At 70.8% G+C, this 21035-nt stretch carries 23 protein-coding genes; 19 read left to right on the forward strand and 4 right to left on the reverse strand.

Annotated elements, in window-relative coordinates:
• From ABZ863_RS33175 to ABZ863_RS33190, 4 genes are all read right to left on the reverse strand, one after another.
• On the reverse strand, window positions 1–1359 hold a 1359-nt coding region (locus tag ABZ863_RS33175; protein WP_358543503.1), incomplete at its 3' end, for a phage/plasmid primase, P4 family.
• Window positions 1360–1540: 181 nt separating this feature from the next.
• Entirely contained in the window at window positions 1541–2506 is a 966-nt protein-coding gene (locus ABZ863_RS33180) for a bifunctional DNA primase/polymerase (protein ID WP_358290308.1), read from the reverse strand.
• A 72-nt stretch (window positions 2507–2578) separates the two neighbouring features.
• A complete protein-coding gene (locus ABZ863_RS33185) occupies window positions 2579–3136 on the reverse strand; it encodes a GNAT family N-acetyltransferase (RefSeq protein ID WP_358290311.1) in 558 nt (185 codons plus the stop codon).
• Between the two features lie 4 nt (window positions 3137–3140).
• Complete coding sequence (locus ABZ863_RS33190; RefSeq protein WP_129819296.1) at window positions 3141–3899, reverse strand: GntR family transcriptional regulator; 759 nt, start codon at window positions 3897–3899, stop codon at window positions 3141–3143.
• A gap of 276 nt (window positions 3900–4175) precedes the next feature.
• On the opposite strand from ABZ863_RS33190, the gene ABZ863_RS33195 reads away from it, so the two are divergent.
• From ABZ863_RS33195 to ABZ863_RS33285, 19 genes are all read left to right on the forward strand, one after another.
• Entirely contained in the window at window positions 4176–4646 is a 471-nt protein-coding gene (locus ABZ863_RS33195; protein WP_358290314.1) for a hypothetical protein, read from the forward strand.
• Window positions 4643–4909: a hypothetical protein gene (locus ABZ863_RS33200; protein ID WP_358290317.1), complete on the forward strand. Its 267-nt coding sequence runs from the start codon at window positions 4643–4645 to the stop codon at window positions 4907–4909. The genes ABZ863_RS33195 and ABZ863_RS33200 overlap by 4 nt, the downstream gene beginning before the upstream one ends.
• Window positions 4906–5124: a hypothetical protein gene (locus ABZ863_RS33205; RefSeq protein WP_353776600.1), complete on the forward strand. Its 219-nt coding sequence runs from the start codon at window positions 4906–4908 to the stop codon at window positions 5122–5124. The genes ABZ863_RS33200 and ABZ863_RS33205 overlap by 4 nt, the downstream gene beginning before the upstream one ends.
• Window positions 5121–6467, forward strand: coding sequence for a DUF2637 domain-containing protein (locus ABZ863_RS33210; RefSeq protein WP_358290320.1), 1347 nt, complete (start codon window positions 5121–5123; stop codon window positions 6465–6467). Before ABZ863_RS33205 ends, ABZ863_RS33210 begins: the two co-directional genes overlap by 4 nt.
• A 3-nt stretch (window positions 6468–6470) precedes the next feature.
• Complete coding sequence (locus ABZ863_RS33215; protein ID WP_358290322.1) at window positions 6471–6848, forward strand: RRQRL motif-containing zinc-binding protein; 378 nt, start codon at window positions 6471–6473, stop codon at window positions 6846–6848.
• 89 nt (window positions 6849–6937) lie between these two features.
• Window positions 6938–7150, forward strand: a complete 213-nt coding sequence (locus ABZ863_RS33220) for a hypothetical protein (RefSeq protein ID WP_129819288.1) — start codon at window positions 6938–6940, stop codon at window positions 7148–7150.
• A gap of 32 nt (window positions 7151–7182) precedes the next feature.
• Window positions 7183–9492 carry a hypothetical protein gene (locus ABZ863_RS33225; protein WP_358543506.1) on the forward strand — a complete coding sequence of 770 codons (2310 nt, stop codon included), beginning with the start codon at window positions 7183–7185 and terminating at the stop codon, window positions 9490–9492.
• A gap of 212 nt (window positions 9493–9704) precedes the next feature.
• On the forward strand, window positions 9705–10472 hold the full coding sequence (locus ABZ863_RS33230) for a hypothetical protein (RefSeq protein WP_358290328.1): 768 nt from the start codon (window positions 9705–9707) through the stop codon (window positions 10470–10472).
• A gap of 146 nt (window positions 10473–10618) precedes the next feature.
• Window positions 10619–11455 carry a DUF4097 family beta strand repeat-containing protein gene (locus tag ABZ863_RS33235; protein WP_358290331.1) on the forward strand — a complete coding sequence of 279 codons (837 nt, stop codon included), beginning with the start codon at window positions 10619–10621 and terminating at the stop codon, window positions 11453–11455.
• A 51-nt stretch (window positions 11456–11506) separates the two neighbouring features.
• A complete protein-coding gene (locus tag ABZ863_RS33240; RefSeq protein WP_358290334.1) occupies window positions 11507–11674 on the forward strand; it encodes a hypothetical protein in 168 nt (55 codons plus the stop codon).
• Complete coding sequence (locus ABZ863_RS33245; protein WP_358290337.1) at window positions 11671–12045, forward strand: hypothetical protein; 375 nt, start codon at window positions 11671–11673, stop codon at window positions 12043–12045. The genes ABZ863_RS33240 and ABZ863_RS33245 overlap by 4 nt, the downstream gene beginning before the upstream one ends.
• 114 nt (window positions 12046–12159) lie before the next feature.
• A complete protein-coding gene (locus tag ABZ863_RS33250; protein ID WP_358290340.1) occupies window positions 12160–12405 on the forward strand; it encodes a hypothetical protein in 246 nt (81 codons plus the stop codon).
• 63 nt (window positions 12406–12468) lie between these two features.
• Entirely contained in the window at window positions 12469–12954 is a 486-nt protein-coding gene (locus ABZ863_RS33255) for a hypothetical protein (protein ID WP_358290343.1), read from the forward strand.
• Between the two features lie 14 nt (window positions 12955–12968).
• Window positions 12969–13727, forward strand: coding sequence for a hypothetical protein (locus ABZ863_RS33260; protein WP_358290346.1), 759 nt, complete (start codon window positions 12969–12971; stop codon window positions 13725–13727).
• A 317-nt stretch (window positions 13728–14044) separates the two neighbouring features.
• The gene (locus tag ABZ863_RS33265) at window positions 14045–14653 is read left to right on the forward strand and encodes a hypothetical protein (protein WP_358290349.1); all 609 of its coding nucleotides are present in this window, start codon (window positions 14045–14047) and stop codon (window positions 14651–14653) included.
• A gap of 62 nt (window positions 14654–14715) precedes the next feature.
• A complete protein-coding gene (locus ABZ863_RS33270) occupies window positions 14716–15927 on the forward strand; it encodes a DNA cytosine methyltransferase (protein ID WP_358290352.1) in 1212 nt (403 codons plus the stop codon).
• 104 nt (window positions 15928–16031) lie between these two features.
• Window positions 16032–19016 (forward strand): Tn3 family transposase, encoded by a 2985-nt coding sequence (locus ABZ863_RS33275; RefSeq protein ID WP_358196783.1) that lies wholly within the window; start codon window positions 16032–16034, stop codon window positions 19014–19016.
• A 208-nt stretch (window positions 19017–19224) separates the two neighbouring features.
• Window positions 19225–19818 carry a recombinase family protein gene (locus ABZ863_RS33280; protein WP_358196781.1) on the forward strand — a complete coding sequence of 198 codons (594 nt, stop codon included), beginning with the start codon at window positions 19225–19227 and terminating at the stop codon, window positions 19816–19818.
• A 111-nt stretch (window positions 19819–19929) separates the two neighbouring features.
• On the forward strand, window positions 19930–20742 hold the full coding sequence (locus ABZ863_RS33285; protein ID WP_358196779.1) for a MerR family transcriptional regulator: 813 nt from the start codon (window positions 19930–19932) through the stop codon (window positions 20740–20742).
• Window positions 20743–21035 lie beyond the last annotated feature (293 nt).

Here is a 21035-nt window from a genome sequence, read left to right on the forward strand (position 1 = left end):
AACAGGCAGGAGCGGGAACTCGGCCGTCCGTTGTGGACACTGGTTCCGGAGTTGCGTAACGACGGCCAGCGGCGGGCTGCCCTGGAGGCCTTGGACCTCCATGAAGCGGCCCAGCACGTCGCTGGACGCCTTGTACTCCTCGGTCCTCACCCTGACGATCTCCGGAGGGTTGAGGCCCTGCTCCTGATAGTCGAGCCATCCTGTGTAGACCCAGTCGAGGACGGCGGACTTGGCCTTCTTCAGCCGTTCCGGCAGGCCGCCGTCCCGCTCTTCCTCCGGGATCACGACGTCGAAGGGGACGACGAGGATGCGGCGCCACACGGCAGGGTCGTCACCGCTGACCAGGGGCAGGTGATTGGTCAGCATGATCAGGGTGTGGCTGGGGTCGAACGTGATGGGGTTCTTGTGCATCAGGTTCGCCTCGATCGGGTCACCACCGACGAGTCGCTTCATGGTGGCCTCGGCGAACCGCTTGCCCTTCTCCGTCTCCGAACAGAACGTCAGCCGGGCACCGCGGAGCCTCATCTTGAAGGCACCGTGGCGCTCGTGCTTCGACTCCATGAGGATGGCCGGGTCGACTTCGATTGCGTAGTCCCCGAAGGCGGCCATGACGGCGTCCCGCAGGGTGCCCTTTCCGTTGGCCCCCGTCCCCGTGAAGATCGGCATCACGTGCTCGGTGACCTTGCCGAGCATTGCGTAGCCGAAGAGGCGCTGCACGAAGAGCCGCACTTCCGGGTCGGGGAGGATGCGGGCCAGGAACGACTCGAACTCCTCGGCGCCGGCGGGGGCCTGGTCACCTTCCTCGGGGAGTGCGGCGCCCGCGACCTTGGTGATGAGGTCGGCACGAGAGCAGTCCCGGACTTCGCCCTGGAGAAGGTCGAGGGTCCCCTCGGGGGTGTTGAAGGCGTACGGATCGGCGTCGAGAGCCTTGGAGGCCGTGCTGATCGGGTCGAGGGCCGACGCGATCTTCAGCAGCCCCTCCAGGCCGGAAGCCGACTCGCTCTTGCGGATGTCCTTGTACAGCTCGTCGCGCTCGTCCCCGCCGAGCTCCTCCAGCTCCCGGAGGGCGTTCTTGACGGTCTCCACGGCGTAGGCCATGTCCACGCGCCGCTCGTCCTGGAGCCACCGGGCGCCGTCCCATTCGTGCCACGTCAGCCCGTGCACGTACCGCAGGGCGTCGCTGTGCTCCGCAAGGAACCGCTCGGCCATCCGCAGCTGGCCACGGTGCTGCACGGTGGCACGACGCACAGGCCGCCGAGGGCGACGGGTCGCCGGGCGCTCTGCCGTCGTCGTGGTCCCGGCCCACAGATCCTCGTCCGAGGGCGAGGAGGGGGCGGGCACGTTCAAGTTCTGGCTCACGCCGCACCTCCGGGCGTCAGACGGGGACGGAAGCGGGTGAGACGGGGTACGACGGGCTCGCATGCGAGGCCACTCCTCGGGTGCCGGGCCCCGGGGCGGTGGTGCGCCGCCGGGGCCGTCATCAGGTCCGAGGCGTGGTGTACGTGGCGCTGAGCCGTAGTGTCCTGTGCTGCCGGTCGCATCAGGCGGCACCGCCCATCCGGCGCGGACGCGCGAGGCCGGCGGTCATGCCGGACCGGATCGTCTTCTCGACCTCGCGCACCCCGAGCCCCGCCGCCTGCGCGGCCTCCGTCAGGTGCTCCTCGGCGACGGCCTGGTCCACGAGCCCGGCCGCCACCAGCTGGCCCGCGCGGTACGCCGCGAGGTTCAGCCGGTTGTTCCGGCCGCCCGCCTGCTTCATCGCCGCCAGCTCGTCACACTCCGACCGCAGGATGCCCGCGGCCCACCGCTGCTCGCGCGTGCCCTGCCGCGTCATCTCCCGCAGCCGGGCCACCACATCGGCCCGGCGTGGCGCTCCCCCGCCTTTGGGTGGCGTCGGTGCAGCCGTGATCAGGTTCAGTAGCCACTCCGGCAGCACCGCCGGACCGGTGGGGCTTCCGTCCTCCAGGACGTACGGCGCCCCGTCGACCTCCGAGCCGATGCCGACGACGTAGCCGCCCGCGGCCCGGGTGTCGAGGCAGAACCCCAGGGTCCGCGCCGTGTTGCGCACCGCCGCCCCGGCCGGGGCCAGGTAGACCAGGTGCCGGCCGCCGCTCGGCGTCCGCACCGTCAGCGTTGGGGAGATCTGCGCGCCCGGCGTCCGGGAGGCGAGGGAGTCCAGCATCGTCATGCCGTCCACGATCTCCGGGGAACCGGACACCTCGCCCTCGTGTGGCACGTCCAGGTCGAGCGCGATCAGACCGGAGGGCCCGCACGCGACGCCGATGTTGAAGGGCGCGCGGCCCCACGTCCGCTCGATCAGCTCGGGGTCGCGGGTCGCCCGCTCCTCCCAGCGGTGCCAGCGCGGCTCCTTGGCACCCACCAGGAGCGGGTGGACGTACATTCCAAGCTCCGCATAGCGCAACGCGCTGCCGAGGAGTTTTGACCGCAGCGACCGCAGCGTGGTCGGGCGGTGTAGCACTGGCTGCACTTCTTCTCGTACAGTCATGGTGAGAGCTCTCCTGAACTAGTTCTCTTTCCGAGGCGCCCCGGCCAGGGGGCGCCTTCGGCATTTACGGGGTCAGACCCGGTGAGCGTCGCCGACGATCAGGGACGCGGCCGAGGTGGTGAAGGAGCTGGAGCGCTGGGCGAGCCAGCCGGACTTCCGGTGGTGAGGGTGCTCAGTGCGAACGTGGCTGAAGCCGAGCTGTTCGTAGTAGTGCTGGAGCCCCGTGTTGGTGCGCCAACAGTCGATCCGGACCCAGGTGCGTCCCTCTGCGGCTGCGACGCGGCATGCCCAGTCGAGGATGAGTTCACCGAGGCCCTGCCCTTTGACGCTCCTGGCAGTGATCAGTTTGTAGAGGTAGAAGGCGCGTTCAAGGTGGTCGTGCTCGGTCCAGAAGTCCCTGTCGGCGGGCCCTCGACTGACGGTGCCGACGGGTGTGTCGTGGGAGTCGAGGGCGATCCATGCCCGGCCGTCGTCGATGGTCTCTCGCCACTTGGTGAGGGCGCGGGTACCGGTCTCAGGGTCGGACCACTGATCCGTGCCCAGGGAGGGAAGCCAGGATTCTGCCTCAGTACGTAGGGCCATCAAGGCAGGAATGTCTGATGGGCTCGCGGGGCGGATGAGGTAACTCACGTGCTCAGATGTCCATTTCGTAGACCAGCATGTGCCGGTCGCCTGGGGCGATGGTCTTCATGACGCGCACGGGCGTAGACGTTCCGAACCCGATGCGCACGTGTTCCACGACAGGAGTGCCCGGAGGAAGGTCGAGCTGTTCAGTCTCCTCCGGATGGGGCATCCGGGCGGTGATCTCATCCCGGATACGGGTCTGGGGATGCCCGATGGACTTCAGAATGCCGCCAGGCACTGCCACGTCCCGCTGCTCTTCCAGCAGGGTGCCAAGTGCGATAGAGGCGGGGAACCAGCTGGTCGAGAGCTGGAAGGGCCGCTCATCCACGGTGCGAGTGCGGAGGCGGCGAACTACCTCTGCCCCGGGCTCAAGCTGAAGCCAGGCGGCGACCTCGGGAGATGCAGGCTCGCGGGTCACAGTGACGTGCTGTGCAGGCAGGCGGCCAGCGTCCTTGATAGCCGTTGACCAGTCGTCCATCGAGGTGGAATCGCGTCGGCTCCCCCGCTCGAACTGGGTGAGGTTCCAGGTGACGGGGCGATCGGCGCGAACGGTGCGGCGCCCACCCTGCTCTCCGAGCACCAAACCCTCGACCTTGAGGATGTCGACGGCTGAACTCACGGTTTTGGGGCTTACGCCGTAGCGCTCCGCGAGCTGCCGGGTGGTCGGGAGCCGTGCTCCAGGGGCCAGTTGACCTGCCCGAATCTGGTCGCGTAGATCATCTGCGATCGAGCGAGCGATTCCTCGCCGATCACTCTTCGTGGGTGCCATGCGGAGAACAGTACCTATGAAATCAACTTTGGTACATAACTTGTTGGGTGTTTCTCCTGGGGCGACAGACTTAGGTACGTAAGTCTTGACGCTCGGCACCTAAGTACGTACGGTGATCCACGTCACCGAAACTTATGTACCAAACTTTGGTGGCGATACCTCAGTACGTCGTGTCTGGGGTACCCCTGCGCCCAAAAACGCGACGCGGCCCCCCGGGAGATCTGCCAGGACCACCGGAGAGCCGCAGGGCCGCACACCGAGAGGAGCACGACCCACATGGACATCATCGTCGCAGGCCAGCGGATCGTTACCGAGGCCGAGTACCTGGAAGTGGCCTTCGGCTCGCTGGACGTCGAGCCGATCGACATCCAGGCGGAGCTGATGGCCGGCGGCCTGGTCGCCACCACGGCTCTCGCCGACTTCCTGGACGAGGTCACGGTCGAGTCGGAGGTCGACGCCGAGGACGCCCGGTACTACCGGCAGCTCCTCCGCCGGATGCCGCGCACCCTGCGCACCCCGAACCGCCGCGCGGTCGAGCAGCTGGTCGCCGAGGACGACGCGCTCGGCTACGAGCACGACGACCTGCTGGCCGACTGGACCGGCGCCGACTTCGACTCGTACGAGGTCCTCGCCCAGCTCGGCGCCACCGACCCGGCCGCCATCGTCGCCGAGGCCCGCCCCGCTCGGCCCACCGCCTCGGTCCTCCCCTTCGTCGGCCGCACCGTGGCCCCGAGGGAGGCGGCGTGACCACCACCCACCGCAGCCTCGCGGTCGCCGTGCTCCTCCTGCCCGTGATCCTGGTCCGCCTCCGGCTCGTCGCCGTGATGGCGGGCGGCGCCTGGCTCGTAGGGATCGACCTCGGCCCCCTCGCCCGGATCGGCCTGCTCCTGGTCGCCGTCGCCGCCGTCGTCCTGGACGTGCTCCTCGACCCGGCCGACCGGCTCCAGGCCGTCATCCCGACCCAGCCGACCGCCGCCGACCGCGACTTCGCCGCGAGGGGCGCCCGATGAAGACCGCGCCCGCCGCGATCCGCCGGCACCCCCGCCTGACCCTCCGGGGCTGGCTCACCGTCACCGACCTGATCGCCGCCCTGTGCGCGATCTGGGCCGTGGTCGGTGGCTGGCAGGAGAACCCCAGCACCCTCGACGCCCTGTACCGCGGGGCCGTCGTCTACATCGGCGTCCACCTGGTCGCCCCGATGCTCCGGACCGGAGGCACCCGATGAGCAGCTACCAGGAGAACCGCCGCGCCGACCGCGCCGCCGAGCGCACCCAGGACCGTGAGGACCGCCGCCTGGAGCTGGAGGCCAAGCTCGCCGCCCAGGCCCAGCGCGAGAAGGCCGAGCAGGAGAAGGCGGAGCAGAAGGCCGAGCAGGCCCGCAAGGACGCCGAGGCCAAGCGCCGCCAGAAGCAGCAGGAGGGCCGTGCCCGCCGACAGGAGCGGGACCGGAAGAAGGCAGCCCGCCGGGCCAAGGTTGCCAAGGTGACCCGCTGGCTCAACGCGAACCCTGTCACGGCCTTCGTGGCCTTCGTGATGGTCTGCTCGATCGTCCCGGCCGTGATCTCGCAGGTCGGTGCCCTGGCCGACGCCAAGGTCAATGTGTTCCTCGCCGCGCTCCTCTCGGCGATGCTGGAGGGCACGGCCTGGGCGCTCACCTTCATGGGGAAGAACGCCGAGGACGCGGGACGGCCGGCGGGCAAGTACCGGGTCGCGACCTGGTGCACCGCCTTCCTCGCGGCCGGAGTGAACTACTGGCACTGGGCGGCCGTGCTGCCCGCCGACCTGTGGGTCGCGGTCGTCTTCGCCAGCTCGTCCCTCATCGCGATCTACCTGTGGGACATGAAGACCCACGGCTCCCACGGCAAGACGAAGCAGGAGCGCCAGGAGGAGAAGGCCCGACGGGAGCACCTGGCCGCCCGCCGCAAGCACCACAAGGACGTCGCGAAGCAGGCCGACCGGATCATGTCCGCCGTCCCGCACGGCACCTACACCGAGGACGAGGTGTGGGAGGCCGCGTGGCGGATCGAGTACGGCACCGAGCCGGGCATGACCCCCGACCTCTACTCCCAGGCGACGGCCGCCCGGGTCGAGCTTCAGGCCGCCATCGACATCGCTCACGAGAACCGTCCGGAGCTGATCCGGGCGGGTCTGCTGACCGGCCTCACCAACCCGCTCCCGCACCGGCTCGCGGAGGGCATCCCGACCCTCGGAGCGGTGTCCCCGATCCCCTCTCTGCCGAAGGGCTCTGAGGCCCCTACAGCCCGTGCGGGAATTGGGATGTACGGGTCTGAGGACGCAAGTGAAAAAGCCCGCGAGAAGGGCAGCGAGAAGGCTTCCCGGAACGCTGGCGGGAACGCCCGTAAGGGACGGTCCGACGAGGAGCTGAAGACCCTCCTGCCGGACGGTCTGAAGGCCGCCGCCGAACTGGTCGCGGAGGGCGGGCAGATCTCCGCCGCCGCCCTCTCCAAGCGGCTCGGCATCCGCCGGGACGACGCCCGGCGGCTGCGCGACCTGGTCGTCGCCGAGCGCAAGCTGAAGCTGGTCGACGGCGCTGCGGTGGGGGCCTGACCGATGGCCCGCCGACTGGCTGACCTCTGGGACCCCGAGGGGCAGCGGCACGACGTGCCGACCTACCCCTGGGGCCTGGCCCCGGAAGGACTGGCCACCCGCGCCCAGCTCGTCGCCCTCGGGCTCCGGCCCCGGGGCGAGGCGGTCGCGCAGGTGATGTGGCACAGCCGCAAGAGCCCGGCCCCGCGCTTCGCCCGCCTCTACCCGGTCTCGAACGCGACGCCGCCCCGGCCCCGCACCCCGCGCCAGGTCGCCTCGCTGGCGGCCGCGCACCGGGCCCGCCGGACCTGTCCGGAGTGCCGGCGCTGCTACCCGTACCGCCTGCCGACCTCGCTCGGCACCTGCCCGCCCTGCGCGGACGGCTTCACCGCCGCCGCCTGACGACCGCTCCGCCCGCATACCGCGGGCCCGGCAGCTCCACCTCCTACAGCGCGCTGCCGGGCCCGCTCACCCCGAAGGGAATCTCCATCATGACCGAGAAGACCGGGCGGACCGCACCGCGCACCGCGATCCTCGCCTTCCCCGCCGGCGCCTACGTCGGCATCACCCAGGCCGCCGACGGGCCCGCCGCCGACGCGGCGCTCCTGGGCGGCGGCATCACCCTCGGCATCCTCCTCGCCCCCGCCCTGATCAAGGGCGCGGCCAAGGCCACCGCCGCCAGCACCCGCAAGTCCGCCAAGTGACCCACCGACCAGACGAAAGGACACCCGCAGCCATGTCGCAGGAGATCCCCGCCCCCGACCAGGACGCCACCGTGATCGACCTCGCCGACTACCTCGGCGTGCCCTCCGGCCCGGCACCGGTGGTCAGCTTCGTCAAGGACGAGCCCGTCGAGGAGGAGCCCACCGTCCTGGTCGTGCAGGACCAGGACGAGCCGCCGGTGAAGTCGCAGCCGCAGCCGGTGCTGCCCGAGGTCTTCACCGACCCCGAGGCGCGGCGCCACCAGCTGGCCGTCGTCCGGCACTCCCTGGTCCGCCACGGTGTCCGCAGCCCCGTGTACGCGGGCCGGGCCCTGGGCGTGGTCGGGCTCGGCGCCCGTGCCGCCGTCCGTGACTCGTGGTCGTACGTGACCGCTGGGGAGTACGGAGAGCTGATCCGCCAGGTCCGAGAGAGCGGCGCCGGCGCCGAGCACATCGCGGACCTGCGGGCGGAGCGCGCGCAGAAGGCCGGGGCGCGGCGCCGAGAGTCCGCGACCGTGTGGAGCGCGACCGGCGTGGCGACCTACGCGGCGTCGGTCCTGGCGCTGGGTCAGGCGTGGTCGCTGGCTCTGGTCTTCCCCGCCCTGCTGCCGGTCATGGCGACCCTGTACGCGCTGGGCCGCAGGGAGATCCGGGGGCGGCTGGCGGAGGGGGAGACGTTCGCCCTCACCGACCTCCCCGCCGACAGCCAGGCCGAGGAGCGGCCCCTGCTCGGTGCTGACACCATCAACGGGGCCTTTCACGACGCCGGGCTGCTCAAGGGGGACCAGCAGGTCTCCCTGGTCGGTCCGGTCCGGGCGGTGCAGATGGACGCGGCCGAGGCCCGCATCCGGCTGCCCCGCACACTCACCGCCGAGAAGGTGCTCGGGGAGAAGGCGAAGCTGGCTAGTGCCCTCGGGGTCCACGTCACCTGGCTGGACATCGCAGAGACAGCGGAGCCGGGCGTTCTCTCCCTTTGGGTGGCCGCGTCCGACCCCCTGGCCACCTCAGCGCTGTCCCCGCTGCTGGAGGACCCGGAGTCCGTCGTGATCGACGTGTGGCGCAAGGGCATTCCGTTCGGCCGCAACCGTCGAGGTGAGGTCGTGCACATGCCGTTTCGCCACGTCAACGGTCTGATCGGCGGCACTACCCGTTCCGGCAAGGGCATGGCCCTTCGGTCCATCATCCCGGGCCTGGGCCTGGACCCGAGGGTCCGCATTCGCCTTGTCGTCGGGGCCAAGCCCGGGGAGCACCGTGCCTACGCTCCCGTCACCTCGACGTTCTTCGGCAAGCGGCCGGTGCGTCTCCTGGACCTTCTCGACGCGATGATCGAGGAGGCCGACCGCCGCGAGGCGGTGCTGGAGGACGAGGGGCGGGCCAAGTTCAACGAGAAGGACCTGGAGCGTTTCCCGCTGGAGGTCCTGATCGTGGACGAGTTCCCCCAGTACACGATGTCGAAGGAGCGTATCCCCGACCCGACCGACGAGGAGGGCAGGCGCACGCTGAAGGTCGGCGAGGAGATCGAGCACCGGCTCTCCAAGCTCGCGGCCTACTGCACCGCGCTCAACATGGACATCGTCCTGCTGGCCCAGGACCCCGACGCCGCCACGGTCCCCCGCGGCTTCCGCAACAACACCGGCTCCCGCACCGCCTTCCGCACGAATTCCGCGACCCAGACCAACGCGATCCTGAAGGACGGGTCCACCGGCGCGGGGCTGCGCGCGCACGACATCAAGGTCTCCCAGCCGGGCGTCGCGATCGTGGACCTGGACGGCGCCGAGGGCGAACTGATCCGCACCTTCAACGTCCCCGACGACCGCGACGAGGACGAGGCCGACCCCATCGCTCCCGTCATCGCCGAGGGCGTCGCTCGCAGGTCGGCGGTCGGATGCCTGGCCGGACAGTACGAGGACCGGATCGAGCAGAGCCTCCTCGCCTGGACCGGCCAGACCTCGGCGGCCGGCGGCCCCACCGGCTCCGGCCGCCCCGGTTCCCCCGAGGACGCGGAGACCGGCCCGGTCGGCATCCTCGCCGACATGCTGGCGGTGTTCGCCGCCGTTGGACAGCCCGAGCGGATGAGGACCTCCAACCTCCTCCAGGGCCTGGCCGCCCGAGACTCGGCGACCTGGAGCCCCGAGGCCCTCGGCGTCGACTCCGCCGACTCCGAGGACCCCGCCGACCTGGCGGCCTACGTCCGGACCGGCGGGACCGAGCTGCGGCGCCAGATCAACGAGGCCCTCGACGGCACCGGCCGCAGCCTCGCCCCGAAGGGCTGGAGCGCGGGCGGCAGGGCCAACGGCTACTACCTCGCCGAGATTCGCGCCGCCGCCGGGATTGACCCGGTTTGACCGGTCGGAACGGGGTCCGTACGGCGTCATAACCGCAGGTCAGCGGCCCGTACGCCGCCGGTACGGATCCCCTCCCCGCCGGTACGCGTACCGGCCCGATCTCCGCCGTCCCGACCTCGTACGGGCCGCTGACCTGCGACGACCCGACCCGTCCCGACCCCATCCCGGGGTGCAAAACGACCCAAACCGCATCGCCGTCAGAGAGGCGGACCATGTCCATTTCGATCACCTTCCACGGCCAGGTGACCATCGGGGCCACCGTCCTGAAGTGCCCCGGCCTGACGAGCGCCCCGGCCAGGCTGACCCTCATGGCATCCGGCGCCAGCCTCCACGCGACGTGCGGCCAGAAGCACCGGGGGCCCGACGGCGGATGGCGCCGGGCGCGCTGCTTCTGGCCGCTCCATGGGATTAGCCCGCAGGCCGTCGGTGTCCTCGCGAAGGCCAAGCCCGGCAAGGTCCGCCTCACCCTGGAGGACGGCCGCACGCTCGAAGGCGCCCTCGTCGCGCAGCAGGCCGTGACGACCAGCTCCGCGAGCACCCGCGCCGCCGCCGCCATCGGCGCGACCAAGAAGGGGAAGGGCGAGACGAAGCCCGCTCCTCCCCGGCCGGGGCGCACCAGCGGGTCGTTCGCCGCCGCGATGAACGCCGTGGCCGCCGCCGCGGGGGCCGTCGGGCAGACGGCCGGCGCCCTGGGCCAGACGGCGGGAGCGGTCAGCAAGGTCGCGGGAGCGGGAGCGACCGTGACCCGCGAAGGCATCCGGGCCGCCGACCAGGCCGCCAAGCGCAGCCACGAGCGCACCGTCCAGGCGGCCAAGGCGCAGCAGCAGGCGGCCCGCGCGGCCCAGGCCGAGCGCATGCAGGCCGCCCGGCTGGCTTCGGCCGAGCGGATGGGTGCGGCACGCAGGTCCTCGACCCAGCAGATGCAGGCAGCGCGCCGTGCCCGGGAGGCGCGCGAGGCTGCGGCCAGGGGCGACGCGTAGCCCGATCGGGTGAGGCGCACGCCGTTGACCTGCGGATAAGCCGCTGACGCAGACTCGGAGTCTGCCAAGACTAGACATGCAGACTCGGAGTCTGCATACTCGAATTACCGCAAGCAACAATGCAAGCGGAAACCGAAGGGGAAGCCTTGACCACCACGACCTACACCGCCACCGCCACCGGCGCCGTCTGGGCCGCGCTGACCGCTCCGGTCGGTGCCGTCACCGTCACCGTCGACCCCACCCTGGTCCACGCCGAGGTCACCGTCCGCACGCCCGACGCGGAGGGCCCGGTGGCGGACGCGGTCCGCGAGACCGTCATCCGCGAAACGGTTGCGGGCGTCCACCAGGTCCTCTCCGTCGAGGTGCCCGCGGTGAAGGGCGGCGTCTCCTTCGGGGGCGGAGGCTGGAACGCCACGACCATGTCGGTCAACGGCCAGAGCATCAGCTTCTCGGGGCCCGGCATGCAGGTCTTCGGGGGTGACGTCTTCATCGGCGGCCAGAGGATCGTCGCGGGCGGCAGGGTCGTCGCCGAGAAGGGCACGGTCGTCAGCGGCCCCGGCGCCGCCGGCGGCATCACCCTCGACGTCCGCCTCCCCGGTGCCTCCTCGGTGAGCTGGACGACCACCAGCGCGGATCTGACCGTGGTCGGGGACGACCTCCACGTCCTGGAGGTCTCCTCGGTCTCCGGCGATGTCAGTGCCCACGGCGCGCACACCCTGAGTGGCACGTCGACCTCCGGCGACATCGACGTGCGGCGGGTCGTCGGCCGCCTGGCCGTCGAAACGACCTCCGGGGACATCACGGTGGACCGCTACTCCGGCAGCGGCGCCCAGGTCCGGAGCGTCTCCGGCGACATCGTGATCACCGGCACCCCGGCCGCCACCGCCCAGGCCGTCATCAAGACGGTGTCCGGCGACATCTCGGCCCGGGGCCTCGCCCACCTCGCCCCCCAGATCCGGACCGTCTCCGGCGACATCTACTGACAGCAATTCCGCCAGCGAAAACCCTTACGGGAAAGCAAGCGAAGGAGTCACGTGTTCAACCTCCCGAAGAAGCCCAAGAGCGCCGCCCACCTGACCGCCGGCGCCGCCCTGGGGAAGCAGCGCAAGCTCGCGGCCGCCGGCCGCTGCGCGTACTGCGGCCGCAGCCAGAAGCTGAGCCACGAGAACTGCGGCCCGAAGTCGGTCGGGTGGGGCAAGTGAGCATCCGCCCCGCTCTCCGCAGCCTCTGGGCCCGGATCACCGGCCAGTACCTGGCCTCCGTCACCCCGCAGAACCTCAGCGAGGACCTCGCCGGGGCCGTCGCCAAGTGCCACCGCCCCTACGGCCGGCACACGGCCCGGATCGGGTCCCCCCTGGAGATGCAGCAGCCCCTGGTCGAGACCCTCGGCGAGGCCACCGACGACGCCGCCTACCTTTCCGCGCTCGCGGACCGGGCGCTGGAACTGGGCGCGCTCGACCTCGCCGAGGAGCTGCGGCTGGCCGCCACCACGATGTGGACCGTCCAGGCCCGCCTCGTCCAGGCGGCCGGCCTGACTCTCCCCCAGCCGGAAACGCCCAGCGAGATCCGGTAGACACGCCCCGGGGCGGCCGCCACCCGGCCAAGGATCGTCGGCCGCCCCGGGCCCCGTGTCCCGCTCCAGCAGCGGGAGGGAGCCCCATCGTCCCTCACCACCGAAGGAGCACCCATGACCCCCCGACCCGACGCCCAGACCCGCGAGACCGCCAAGGTCCGCGTCGCCGGGCTCAAGCAGACCCGCGACCAGGCGCACGAGACCGCCGACAAGGCCAAGGTCGCGGCGGACGAGGCGATGTGGCAGGCCATCGCGGCCGAGCTGGACGCCGGGACCGTCCTCCAGCGCGACGTCGCGGAGACCACCGGCTTCAGCCGCGACCACATCCTGCGCCGAACGAAGCCCTACCGCCAGCACTGAGGCAGGGGCCCCCGGGCCAGCCCGGGGGCCACCGGCCTCCCCGAACCAGAGAGCAGGTCGCCCGTGAGCACCGAGAACCGCCCGCTCAGCGACGCCGAGGCCATGGTCGAGGCCCGCCGGATCATCGACAGCGCTTGGCAGCCGGACCCCCAGGTGCCCGCGGCGACCTCCTACGTCGACCCGACGCCGGTCCCCGCCTACGGACCGACCCCGCCTGTCCCGCAGCCTGACCACCGGATCGTGCCCCCGTGGGCCGCCGGGGTCGCCGTCGCCTCCATCGGCGTCGGCGCCGGCATCACCGGCGTCGGCTGCGGGATCTGGCTCGTTCTCCAGGGCCTGGCCTCGATCACGCTCGCGAGCGTCCTCTTCGTCACCCTGCCGATCGCCGCCCTGGCCGCCGTCCTCGTTGCCGTCGGCTCGGTCGTCCGGGGCGTGCGCATGGCCTCCGCCGAGACCCACCACCACTACGCCGGGCCCGTCCACCAGGAGCACACCACGACGAACAACCGGTGGTTCGGCCGGTCCACCAACAACCACAGCAACCGCTGAGGAGCGAGACGACGATGAAGCTGCCCTGGATGAGCCGCACCGACCGCCGCGCGTGGAAGAGCGCCCGGACGATCGACGACCTCGGCGAACTGATGGCCCGTTGGCTGGAGGGAACGATCCAGTCCCGCCCCGGCTATGCCGCGCGCTACGGCCCCGAGGACGAGACCACGGCCCTGGTGCCGAGCCTGGCCGCCCTCTGCCGCGCCGGGGCCATCACCACCGGGTCCCAGCCCGGCCTCACCGGCCCCGGCGCGAACGGCGGCTGGTGGACGCAGCGGGCCTGGGTCGACCTCGTCGTCACCGACCGCGCCCTCCTCGACCGCCTGGTCGCGATCGTCACCGCCGGCGGCATGCTCGTGCGCGTCCACGACCACCACCGCGGCGCCGCGCGGAGCACCGATGACCCGATCGTCGCGACCACCTGCGACGGCAAGCCCACCATGGCGGTCGGCAGCCGGATGCGCGGGGTCGACCTGGCCCTGGAGTGGGAGGGGCTCCACCGGTCCCTGGTCGCCCAGGTCACGCACGGCTGGCAGGTCTCGGTGGTCGCACCGCAGGCCGGCAGCGCGGGGAACTGGCTGCTGTGGGACCTGCTGGACGAGGTCAGCGGCCTGCGCGACCCCGCCGAGGACGACTGGGGCACGTTCGACGTGCCCGACCCGGGCGAGTGCAGGCTGTGCGGCGCCCCGATCTACCACCCCGGCCCGTACTGCAGCTCGGCCTGCCGTACCGCCGACGAGGGAGACCCGGCCGACGACGTGGTCCCCCGCTGACCTCTCCCCGCTTTGGGTGGCTGGTGCAGGGAGGGGAGCGGCAGCGCTCGCTGATGCCGATGGCCGCCAGGTGGTGCGGGTGAGGTGCGGAAGGAGGCGGAGCGCGCCCGGCACCGTCCGGGAGGCCGCCTGCGGCCGAGCGGGCGGTGACGGTGAACGCGCGCTCCGCATAGGCCCGCACCCGGGGTGCCGGGCGCGACCGCGCCCGTCCGAACTACCCCTCCTCCGAGCAAGACCAGGCTTGCAAATCTGCAAGCTAAAAAGCTGGCGAATCCACATTCGATGTCGCTGGCAAAACTGCTGACAAAGGAGCCATCGTGGCTACAGTCCTTCCTGCTGTTTTCACCGAGCGAATGGCGCTGTTCGGCGGCCTCCTCGCCGCCTTCGGAGAGATCCACCCCTTCTGCGACCACTGGGCACAGGGCTCGACCACGGCGAAGTGCAAGCGTCTCTACGGCACGCACCAGGTCTACCGAGACGGCGTGGCCGTCGGGGAGGAGAAGGGCGACCGCAGCGGCGAGCCGACGATGACCGCGAGCGCCCGGGGGCGTCTCGCGGTTGCGGTTCATGTGGCCTCGTACACCGCGATCCAGACCGGCGCAGCGGTCGCCCTGACCCGGTCCTTCGGCTATCGCGTCCCGGCCTCCGCGCTCCTGGCCGGCGCGGCGGTCAATGGACTCACGCATGCGGCCATTGACCGCGGTGCGGTGTTCCTCTGGCTCGCCGACAAGGCGAAGAAGAGCGGATACGTGGAGCACTGCCAGGCCGTACGCCTCGGTGAGGACGGTCCGTACGGCGAGATCAACGGCCCCGGGACCGCGTGGATCGAGCTTGACGCGGCCCTCCACCGAATCATCGGAGTCGGCGCCGCAGCCGTCACAACCTGGCTCACCACGCGCAAGCGAGGCCACAGCACAGCCCTCTGACCAGCCAAGGTGCGGCCTATCTAGATAGATAGGCCGCACACTTTCCGAAGGAGCCCGGGACCATGGCTTTCAGATACGACGCGGACCTCGACTTCACCGATCTCTTCTGTGGCGCGGGCGGCAGCTCGACCGGCCTGGTGGAAGCGGGGTACATCCTGCGGCTGGCCGCCAACCACGACCCCGTCAGCATCCGGACGCACGCCGCGAACCACCCGCTGGCCGAGCACCTGTGCGCCGACATCAACAACACCGACAAGCGGCGCCTGCCCCGCACCCGGGTGCTCTGGGGGAGCCCGATCTGCACGGAGATCGCGCCCGCCGGCGGCCGCCGCCGGACCCGGGGCCAGGTCGCGCTCGACCTCGACGGCGAGGGCGCCACGGCGGGGGCGGAGACGTGGGTGCGGACCCGGGCCACGGCCCTCGACATCATCGCGGCCACCGAGGTGCACCGCTACGACGTGGTCATGTGCGAGAACGTGGTGGAATTCGCCACCGACTGGGAGCTGTTCGACTGGTGGCTGGCAGGGATGACGATCCTGGGCTACGAGTACCAGATCGTCTGCGCCTCCTCCGCGCACCTCGGAGGCCCCGACAACGCCGCAGCCCCGCAGCTCCGGGACCGGCTCTACGTGGTCTTCCGGCGCAAGGGCATCCCGCAGCCGGACCTGGAGGTGCGCCCCGACGCCGTCTGCCCCGAGTGCGGCCCGGTCCAGGCCCGCCAGGTCTGGCGCAACCCCCGCCGCCGGCGCATCGGCAAGCACGGAATCCAGTACGACTACCGGTGCCCCAACCGGGCCTGCGGCCACCTGATCCTGGAACCCACGACCCGCCCCGTCGCCGACATCATCGACTGGAGCCTTCCGGGCCGGCGGGTCGGGGACGGGCGCCCAGACCGCCGCAAGTACACCCCGTACGCCGCAGCCACCCGCGCCCGCATCGCGACCGGACTCCAGAAGTTCGGCAGTGAGCCGCACGTCGCGATCCTGCGCCGCAACGGCACGGCGGTGACCACCACGGGCCCCGTGCCCGCGATCTCCGCCCAGGGCCGCCACCACGCCCTCGTCGTCCCGATCGGCCGAGAGGGCGCCGTGCGCACCACCGGCGAGCCCATGACCACCATCGCGACGCGCCCCCACCACAGCCTGGTCCGCCCGTCCGCCGAGGTGGACGACTGCACCCTGCGCATGTTCCACACCGACGAGCTGATGCGCGCTCAGCGCTTCCCCGCCGAGTACGTCGTCCACGGCAACCAGGCCCCGGTGTCCTATCTCTGACCCACGGTGCAAAGTAGCCGTCGGCCCTCTGCCTCTCCCCGTTGCTTCGCGCCCGGCCCCTTCGTTAGGCCGAACGAGTTGTCGACGGAGGGGCGGGGACGTTCATGCGCCAGGAGTGGTCACCCGAGGACGTGGTGGCGTGCTGGACGCCGGTAGGCCCTGACCGGGAGCTAGTCGCGAACAAGTCCGGCCCGACCCGGCTCGGATTCGTGCTGCTGCTGAAGTTCTTCGAGCTGGAGGGCCGGTTCCCCCAGTTCGTGGAGGAGTTCCCGCAGGCCGCGGTCGACTACGTGGCCGGTGTGGTGAAGGTGCCGGCGGAGGACTTGGCGAAGTACGACCTGTCGTCCCGCTCGGCGAAGGGGCACCGTACGCAGATCCGCGAGGCTCTTGGGTTCCGTCCGGCGACCCGGGCCGACGAGGAGCGGCTTACGGGCTGGCTCGCCGATGAGGTCTGCCCCGTGGAGCTGGTGGAGGACCGGCTGCGCGAGGCCCTGCTGGTGCAGTGTCGCAGCGACCGCATCGAGCCCCCGGGCCGTATCGAGCGGATTGTGGCCGCCGCGCGGGCGCGGGCGGACCGGGTCTTCTGCGCGCAGACCGTAGCGCGCCTGGGCGAGGCGTGCGCCGGCCGCCTGCTGGACCTGGTGCCAGAGGGTAACGAGGACGGCATTGCGCTGCTGGCCTCGCTGAAGCGGGACCCGGGCGCGGTGGGGCTGGACTCGCTGCTGACGGAGATCACCAAGCTGACCGCCGTGCGGCAGCTCGGGTTGCCGGAGGGGCTGTTCGCGGACTGTTCGGAGAAGCTGGTGGCCGCGTGGCGGGCGCGGGCGATCAAGATGTACCCCTCGGACTTCCGGGACACCGCCGAGGACGTGCGGACGACGCTGCTGGCCGCGCTGTGCGCGTCCCGGCAGGCGGAGATCACCGACGCCTTGGTGGAACTGCTCGTCGCCCTGGTTCACAAGATCAACGCGCGTGCCGAGCGGCGGGTGGAACGGCAGCTCACGGCGGAGCTGAAGAAGGTGCGAGGCAAGGAGGGCATCCTCTTCCGCCTCGCCGACGCCGCGGTGGGCCGGCCCGAGGGGACCGTCCGCGCGGTGCTGTACCCGGTGGTGGGTGAGAAGACGTTGCGCGACCTGGTCGCGGAGGCGAAGGCGAACGAGAAGGCGTTCAAGGCCAAGGTCCGCACCACGCTCCGCTCGTCGTACAGCTCGTACTACCGGCAGATGCTGCCGCCGCTGCTGAACACGCTGGGCTTCCAGTGCAACAACACCGCCTACCGGCCGGTGATGGATGCCCTCGCGCTGCTGGCCAGGTACGCCGACGTCGACGGCAAGACGCGCTTCTACGACGCCGGCGACGTGGTGCCGATGGACGGCGTCGTACGCACGGACTGGCGCGAGGCGGTCGTCGACGACAAGGGCAAGGTCGAGCGCATCCCGTACGAGCTGTGTGTCCTGGTGGCGCTGCGGGACGCGATCCGGCGCCGGGAGATCTACGTTGAGGGCGCCAGGCGGTGGTGCGACCCGGAGGACGACCTGCCCGGCGACTTCGAGTCGGCCCGCAGCGTGCACTACGCCGCGATCCGCCAGCCCGAGGACCCCAAGGAGTTCGTCACCGGGCTGAAGCGCCGGATGACGGACGGCCTGGACCGGCTGTCGGCGGCGCTCACGGACGGCTCGGCGGGCGGGGTGAAGGTCACCACCCGCAAGGGCGAGCCGTGGATCACCGTGCCCAAACTGGAGCCGTTGGACGAGCCCACCGGGCTCCAGGCCCTCAAGGACGAGGTCGTACGACGGTGGGGCGTGCTTGACCTCCTGGACGTGCTCAAGAACGCCGACTTCCTGACCGGCTTCACCGACGAGTTCTCCTCGGTCGCCGCGTACGAGCGCATCGACCGCCCCACCCTCCAGCGCCGCCTGCTGCTCGCGCTGTTCGCCCTGGGCACCAACATGGGCATCCGGGCGATCGTGGCGACCGGCGAGCACGGCGAGACCGAGGCCGCGCTGCGGCACGTGCGCCGGCACTTCATCACCGTCGACAACCTCCGCGCGGCCGTCACCCGGCTGGTCAACGGCACCTTCGCCGCCCGGGATGCCGCCTGGTGGGGACAGGGCACCTCGTGCGCGTCGGACTCGAAGAAGTTCGGGTCCTGGTCCAGCAACTTCATGACCGAGTACCACGCCCGCTACGGCGGCAACGGCGTGATGATCTACTGGCACGTCGAGAAGAAGAACGTCTGCATCTACTCCCAGCTCAAGTCCTGTTCGTCGTCCGAGGTCGCGGCGATGATCGAGGGCCTGCTGAGGCACTGCACGGACGCCGAGATCGAGTCCAATTACGTCGACACCCACGGCGCGAGCGTCGTCGGGTTCGCCTTCACCGAGCTGCTCAACTTCCGCCTGCTGCCGAGGCTGAAGAACATCGGCAGCATCCGCCTGTACCGCCCCGACGACTCCCCGCCCGGCTGGTCGGCGCTCGGCGGCTCCCTGACGCGGCCGATCCGCTGGGACCTGATCGAGCAGCAGTACGACCAGATGGTCAAGTACGCCACCGCCCTCCGCCTGGGGACGGCCGAGGCCGAGCAGGTGCTGCGGCGCTTCACCCGCGGCGGCCCCAAGCACCCCACCTACCAGGCCCTCGAAGAACTCGGCCGCGCCGTGCGCACGATCTTCGCGTGCGACTACCTCGCCAGCCCCGACCTGCGCCGCGAGATCCATGGCGGGCTCCAGGTCGTGGAGAACTGGAACAGCGCGAACACCGTGCTGCACTACGGCAAGGACGGCGCCCTGACCGGCCCGGACAGGGAGCACGCCGAGACGTCGATGCTCGCGCTGCACCTGCTCCAGTCCAGCCTGGTGCACGTCAACACCCTGCTGCTCCAGCAGGTCCTGGCCGATTCGAAGTGGGCCAAGAAGCTGTCGGCCGAGGACCGGCGCGGACTGACCGCGCTGTTCTGGTCGAACATCAACCCGTACGGCACCTTCCGCCTGGACATGAACAAGCGGCTCGACCTCGCGCCGGCCGCCACCGTGCCCCGCCCCCGCACCCCGGCGGACACCGCCGCCCGACCCGTCACGGAGACACGATGACCGAGTTCCACGACTTCCAGGACATCACTCGGCCGTACCGATCTCGCCTGACGGCTGTTCCACTTCCTTGGAAGTGGAACACCGCATCCGGCCACCCGTCAGGAAGCGTGTGTCCTGGCCGGATCGCCCCGACAGTCGTTCCGTAAGTCGTTCCACAAGGAACGTTCCGGAAGTCTCGTACGGAACCGACTTCCGGTACGCTCCGGCCATGCCGACCAATCACCGCCACCCCTCCGGCGGCCTCGAACTGGGGTACGCCCGGGTATCCACCACGAATCAGAGCCTGGAACGCCAACTCGACGCACTCGAAGCCGCGCGCATCGCCGACGACCGGATCTACGTGGACAAGAAGAGCGGAGCCACCACCGAGCGCCCCGGCCTAGCCGACCTGCTCGCCTATGCCCGCCCCGGGGACACAGTCGTCGTGCACACCCTCGACCGGCTCGGCCGCAACCTGCGCGAAGTCCTCAACCTCGTCCACGACCTCAACGAGAAACAGATCGGCGTGCGCTCCCTTGCCGACCCCCTGCCGATCAACACCGCCGACGAAGGCATGGCCCGCATCGCCTTCCTCCTTCTGGCCCTGTTCGCAGAGATGGAACGCACCTTCACCGCCGAACGTGCCGCCCATGCCCGCACCGTCGCCGAAGCCGCCGGCCGCCGCATCGGCCGACCGGTCGCCCACCCCGCCGACAAGATCGAGTATGCGCGCCTGCTGAAAGCCCAGGGCACCAGCTACGGCGAGATCAGCGCCAAGACCGGCATCCCGAAGACCTCCCTGCACCGCTATCTGCATGAGTGAGCCGCGGCATCAGACAGAGAGCCGTCACCGATCCTGCTCACGGACTTTCTCAGGCATCCGAGCAGTGCTCTTGACCCTCACACCGTGTCAGGCGGTCAACTCGGAGACATCATGTTCACCATCGGAGACTTCGCCCGGCACGGCCGCGTCTCGGTCCGGATGCTGCGTCACTACGACGCGACCGGCCTGCTGCGCCCGGCCCGCGTCGACCCGGCCACCGGCTACCGCTACTACACGGCCGCCCAACTGGCCCACCTCAACCGCGTCATCGCGCTCAAGGACCTCGGCTTCACCCTCCAGCAGGTCCAGGCGATCCTGAACGAAAAGGTGACCACAGAGGAACTGCGCGCCATGCTCCGGCTGCGGCGTGCCGAACTGGAGGCGGCGATGACGGCCGCGGCGGCCCGACTGACCCAAGTCGAGGCGAGGCTCCGTTCGATTGAGAGCGAGGGGCAGATGCCCAGCAACGATGTCGTACTGAAGAGCCTGCCGAGCGTGCGGGTGGCCGAACTGACTGGAGTCGCACCCGACTTCGACACCATCGGCCCGGTCATCCAGCCGCTTTACGACGAGCTGTTCCGACGTCTGGAGGCGGCGGGCATCGTCCCCTCCGGGCCCGGGATCGCCTACTACGAGGACGCGCCGGACGGCGGGATCCTCATCCATGCAGGCGTCGAGGTCTCCGCGCCCCCCAGGGAGGACGACGGACTGCAGATCGTGGACCTGCCGCCAGTCGAGCAGGCGGCGACCGTCATGCATCGCGGTTCGATGGAGACCGTCCTGCCCACCGTCCAGACCCTCGGCCGCTGGATCGACACCAACGGCTACCGCTCGGTCGGCTACCCCCGAGAGATCAACCTGGAATGCCCCGACAACCACGACGAGTGGGTCACCGAACTCCAAGAACCGGTGAACAAGGTCTGATAAGTGAAGGGCCGGCCAGGCTCTCCTGGCTGGCCCCAGCGTGATTCGTCATCAGTGAGTGCAGACGGCTCCGGGCATCTGTGCAGCCGACTCCGAAAGCTGACACCTGCCTCAACCCCCGCGCCCACGCCGACAACGCGTGCGAACACGAGGACCGCATCGTGCCCGCTCACATCAAGGGCCCCGCCGACAAGCCGCTCAAGGTCGACGAGACCGTCCACCTCTGGGACCACCAGCCAGAGGACCACTGACGGCTACTTTGCACCGTGGGTCAGAGATAGGACGCCGGGGCC

The sequence above is a fragment of the Saccharomonospora sp. NPDC046836 genome, from assembly GCF_040645195.1.
Taxonomy (GTDB): Bacteria; Actinomycetota; Actinomycetes; order Mycobacteriales; family Pseudonocardiaceae; genus Prauserella_A.

Excerpts from the sequence above, each read along its gene's own strand:
- ABZ863_RS33180 (WP_358290308.1), bottom strand. The coding sequence starts at position 2,506 with ATGACTGTACGAGAAGAAGTGCAGCCAGTGCTACACCGCCCGACCACG.
- ABZ863_RS33190 (WP_129819296.1), bottom strand. The coding sequence starts at position 3,899 with ATGGCACCCACGAAGAGTGATCGGCGAGGAATCGCTCGCTCGATCGCA.
- ABZ863_RS33195 (WP_358290314.1), top strand. The coding sequence starts at position 4,176 with ATGGACATCATCGTCGCAGGCCAGCGGATCGTTACCGAGGCCGAGTAC.
- ABZ863_RS33205 (WP_353776600.1), top strand. The coding sequence starts at position 4,906 with ATGAAGACCGCGCCCGCCGCGATCCGCCGGCACCCCCGCCTGACCCTC.
- ABZ863_RS33210 (WP_358290320.1), top strand. The coding sequence starts at position 5,121 with ATGAGCAGCTACCAGGAGAACCGCCGCGCCGACCGCGCCGCCGAGCGC.
- ABZ863_RS33215 (WP_358290322.1), top strand. The coding sequence starts at position 6,471 with ATGGCCCGCCGACTGGCTGACCTCTGGGACCCCGAGGGGCAGCGGCAC.
- ABZ863_RS33220 (WP_129819288.1), top strand. The coding sequence starts at position 6,938 with ATGACCGAGAAGACCGGGCGGACCGCACCGCGCACCGCGATCCTCGCC.
- ABZ863_RS33225 (WP_358543506.1), top strand. The coding sequence starts at position 7,183 with ATGTCGCAGGAGATCCCCGCCCCCGACCAGGACGCCACCGTGATCGAC.
- ABZ863_RS33230 (WP_358290328.1), top strand. The coding sequence starts at position 9,705 with ATGTCCATTTCGATCACCTTCCACGGCCAGGTGACCATCGGGGCCACC.
- ABZ863_RS33250 (WP_358290340.1), top strand. The coding sequence starts at position 12,160 with ATGACCCCCCGACCCGACGCCCAGACCCGCGAGACCGCCAAGGTCCGC.
- ABZ863_RS33260 (WP_358290346.1), top strand. The coding sequence starts at position 12,969 with ATGAAGCTGCCCTGGATGAGCCGCACCGACCGCCGCGCGTGGAAGAGC.
- ABZ863_RS33270 (WP_358290352.1), top strand. The coding sequence starts at position 14,716 with ATGGCTTTCAGATACGACGCGGACCTCGACTTCACCGATCTCTTCTGT.
- ABZ863_RS33275 (WP_358196783.1), top strand. The coding sequence starts at position 16,032 with ATGCGCCAGGAGTGGTCACCCGAGGACGTGGTGGCGTGCTGGACGCCG.
- ABZ863_RS33280 (WP_358196781.1), top strand. The coding sequence starts at position 19,225 with ATGCCGACCAATCACCGCCACCCCTCCGGCGGCCTCGAACTGGGGTAC.
- ABZ863_RS33285 (WP_358196779.1), top strand. The coding sequence starts at position 19,930 with ATGTTCACCATCGGAGACTTCGCCCGGCACGGCCGCGTCTCGGTCCGG.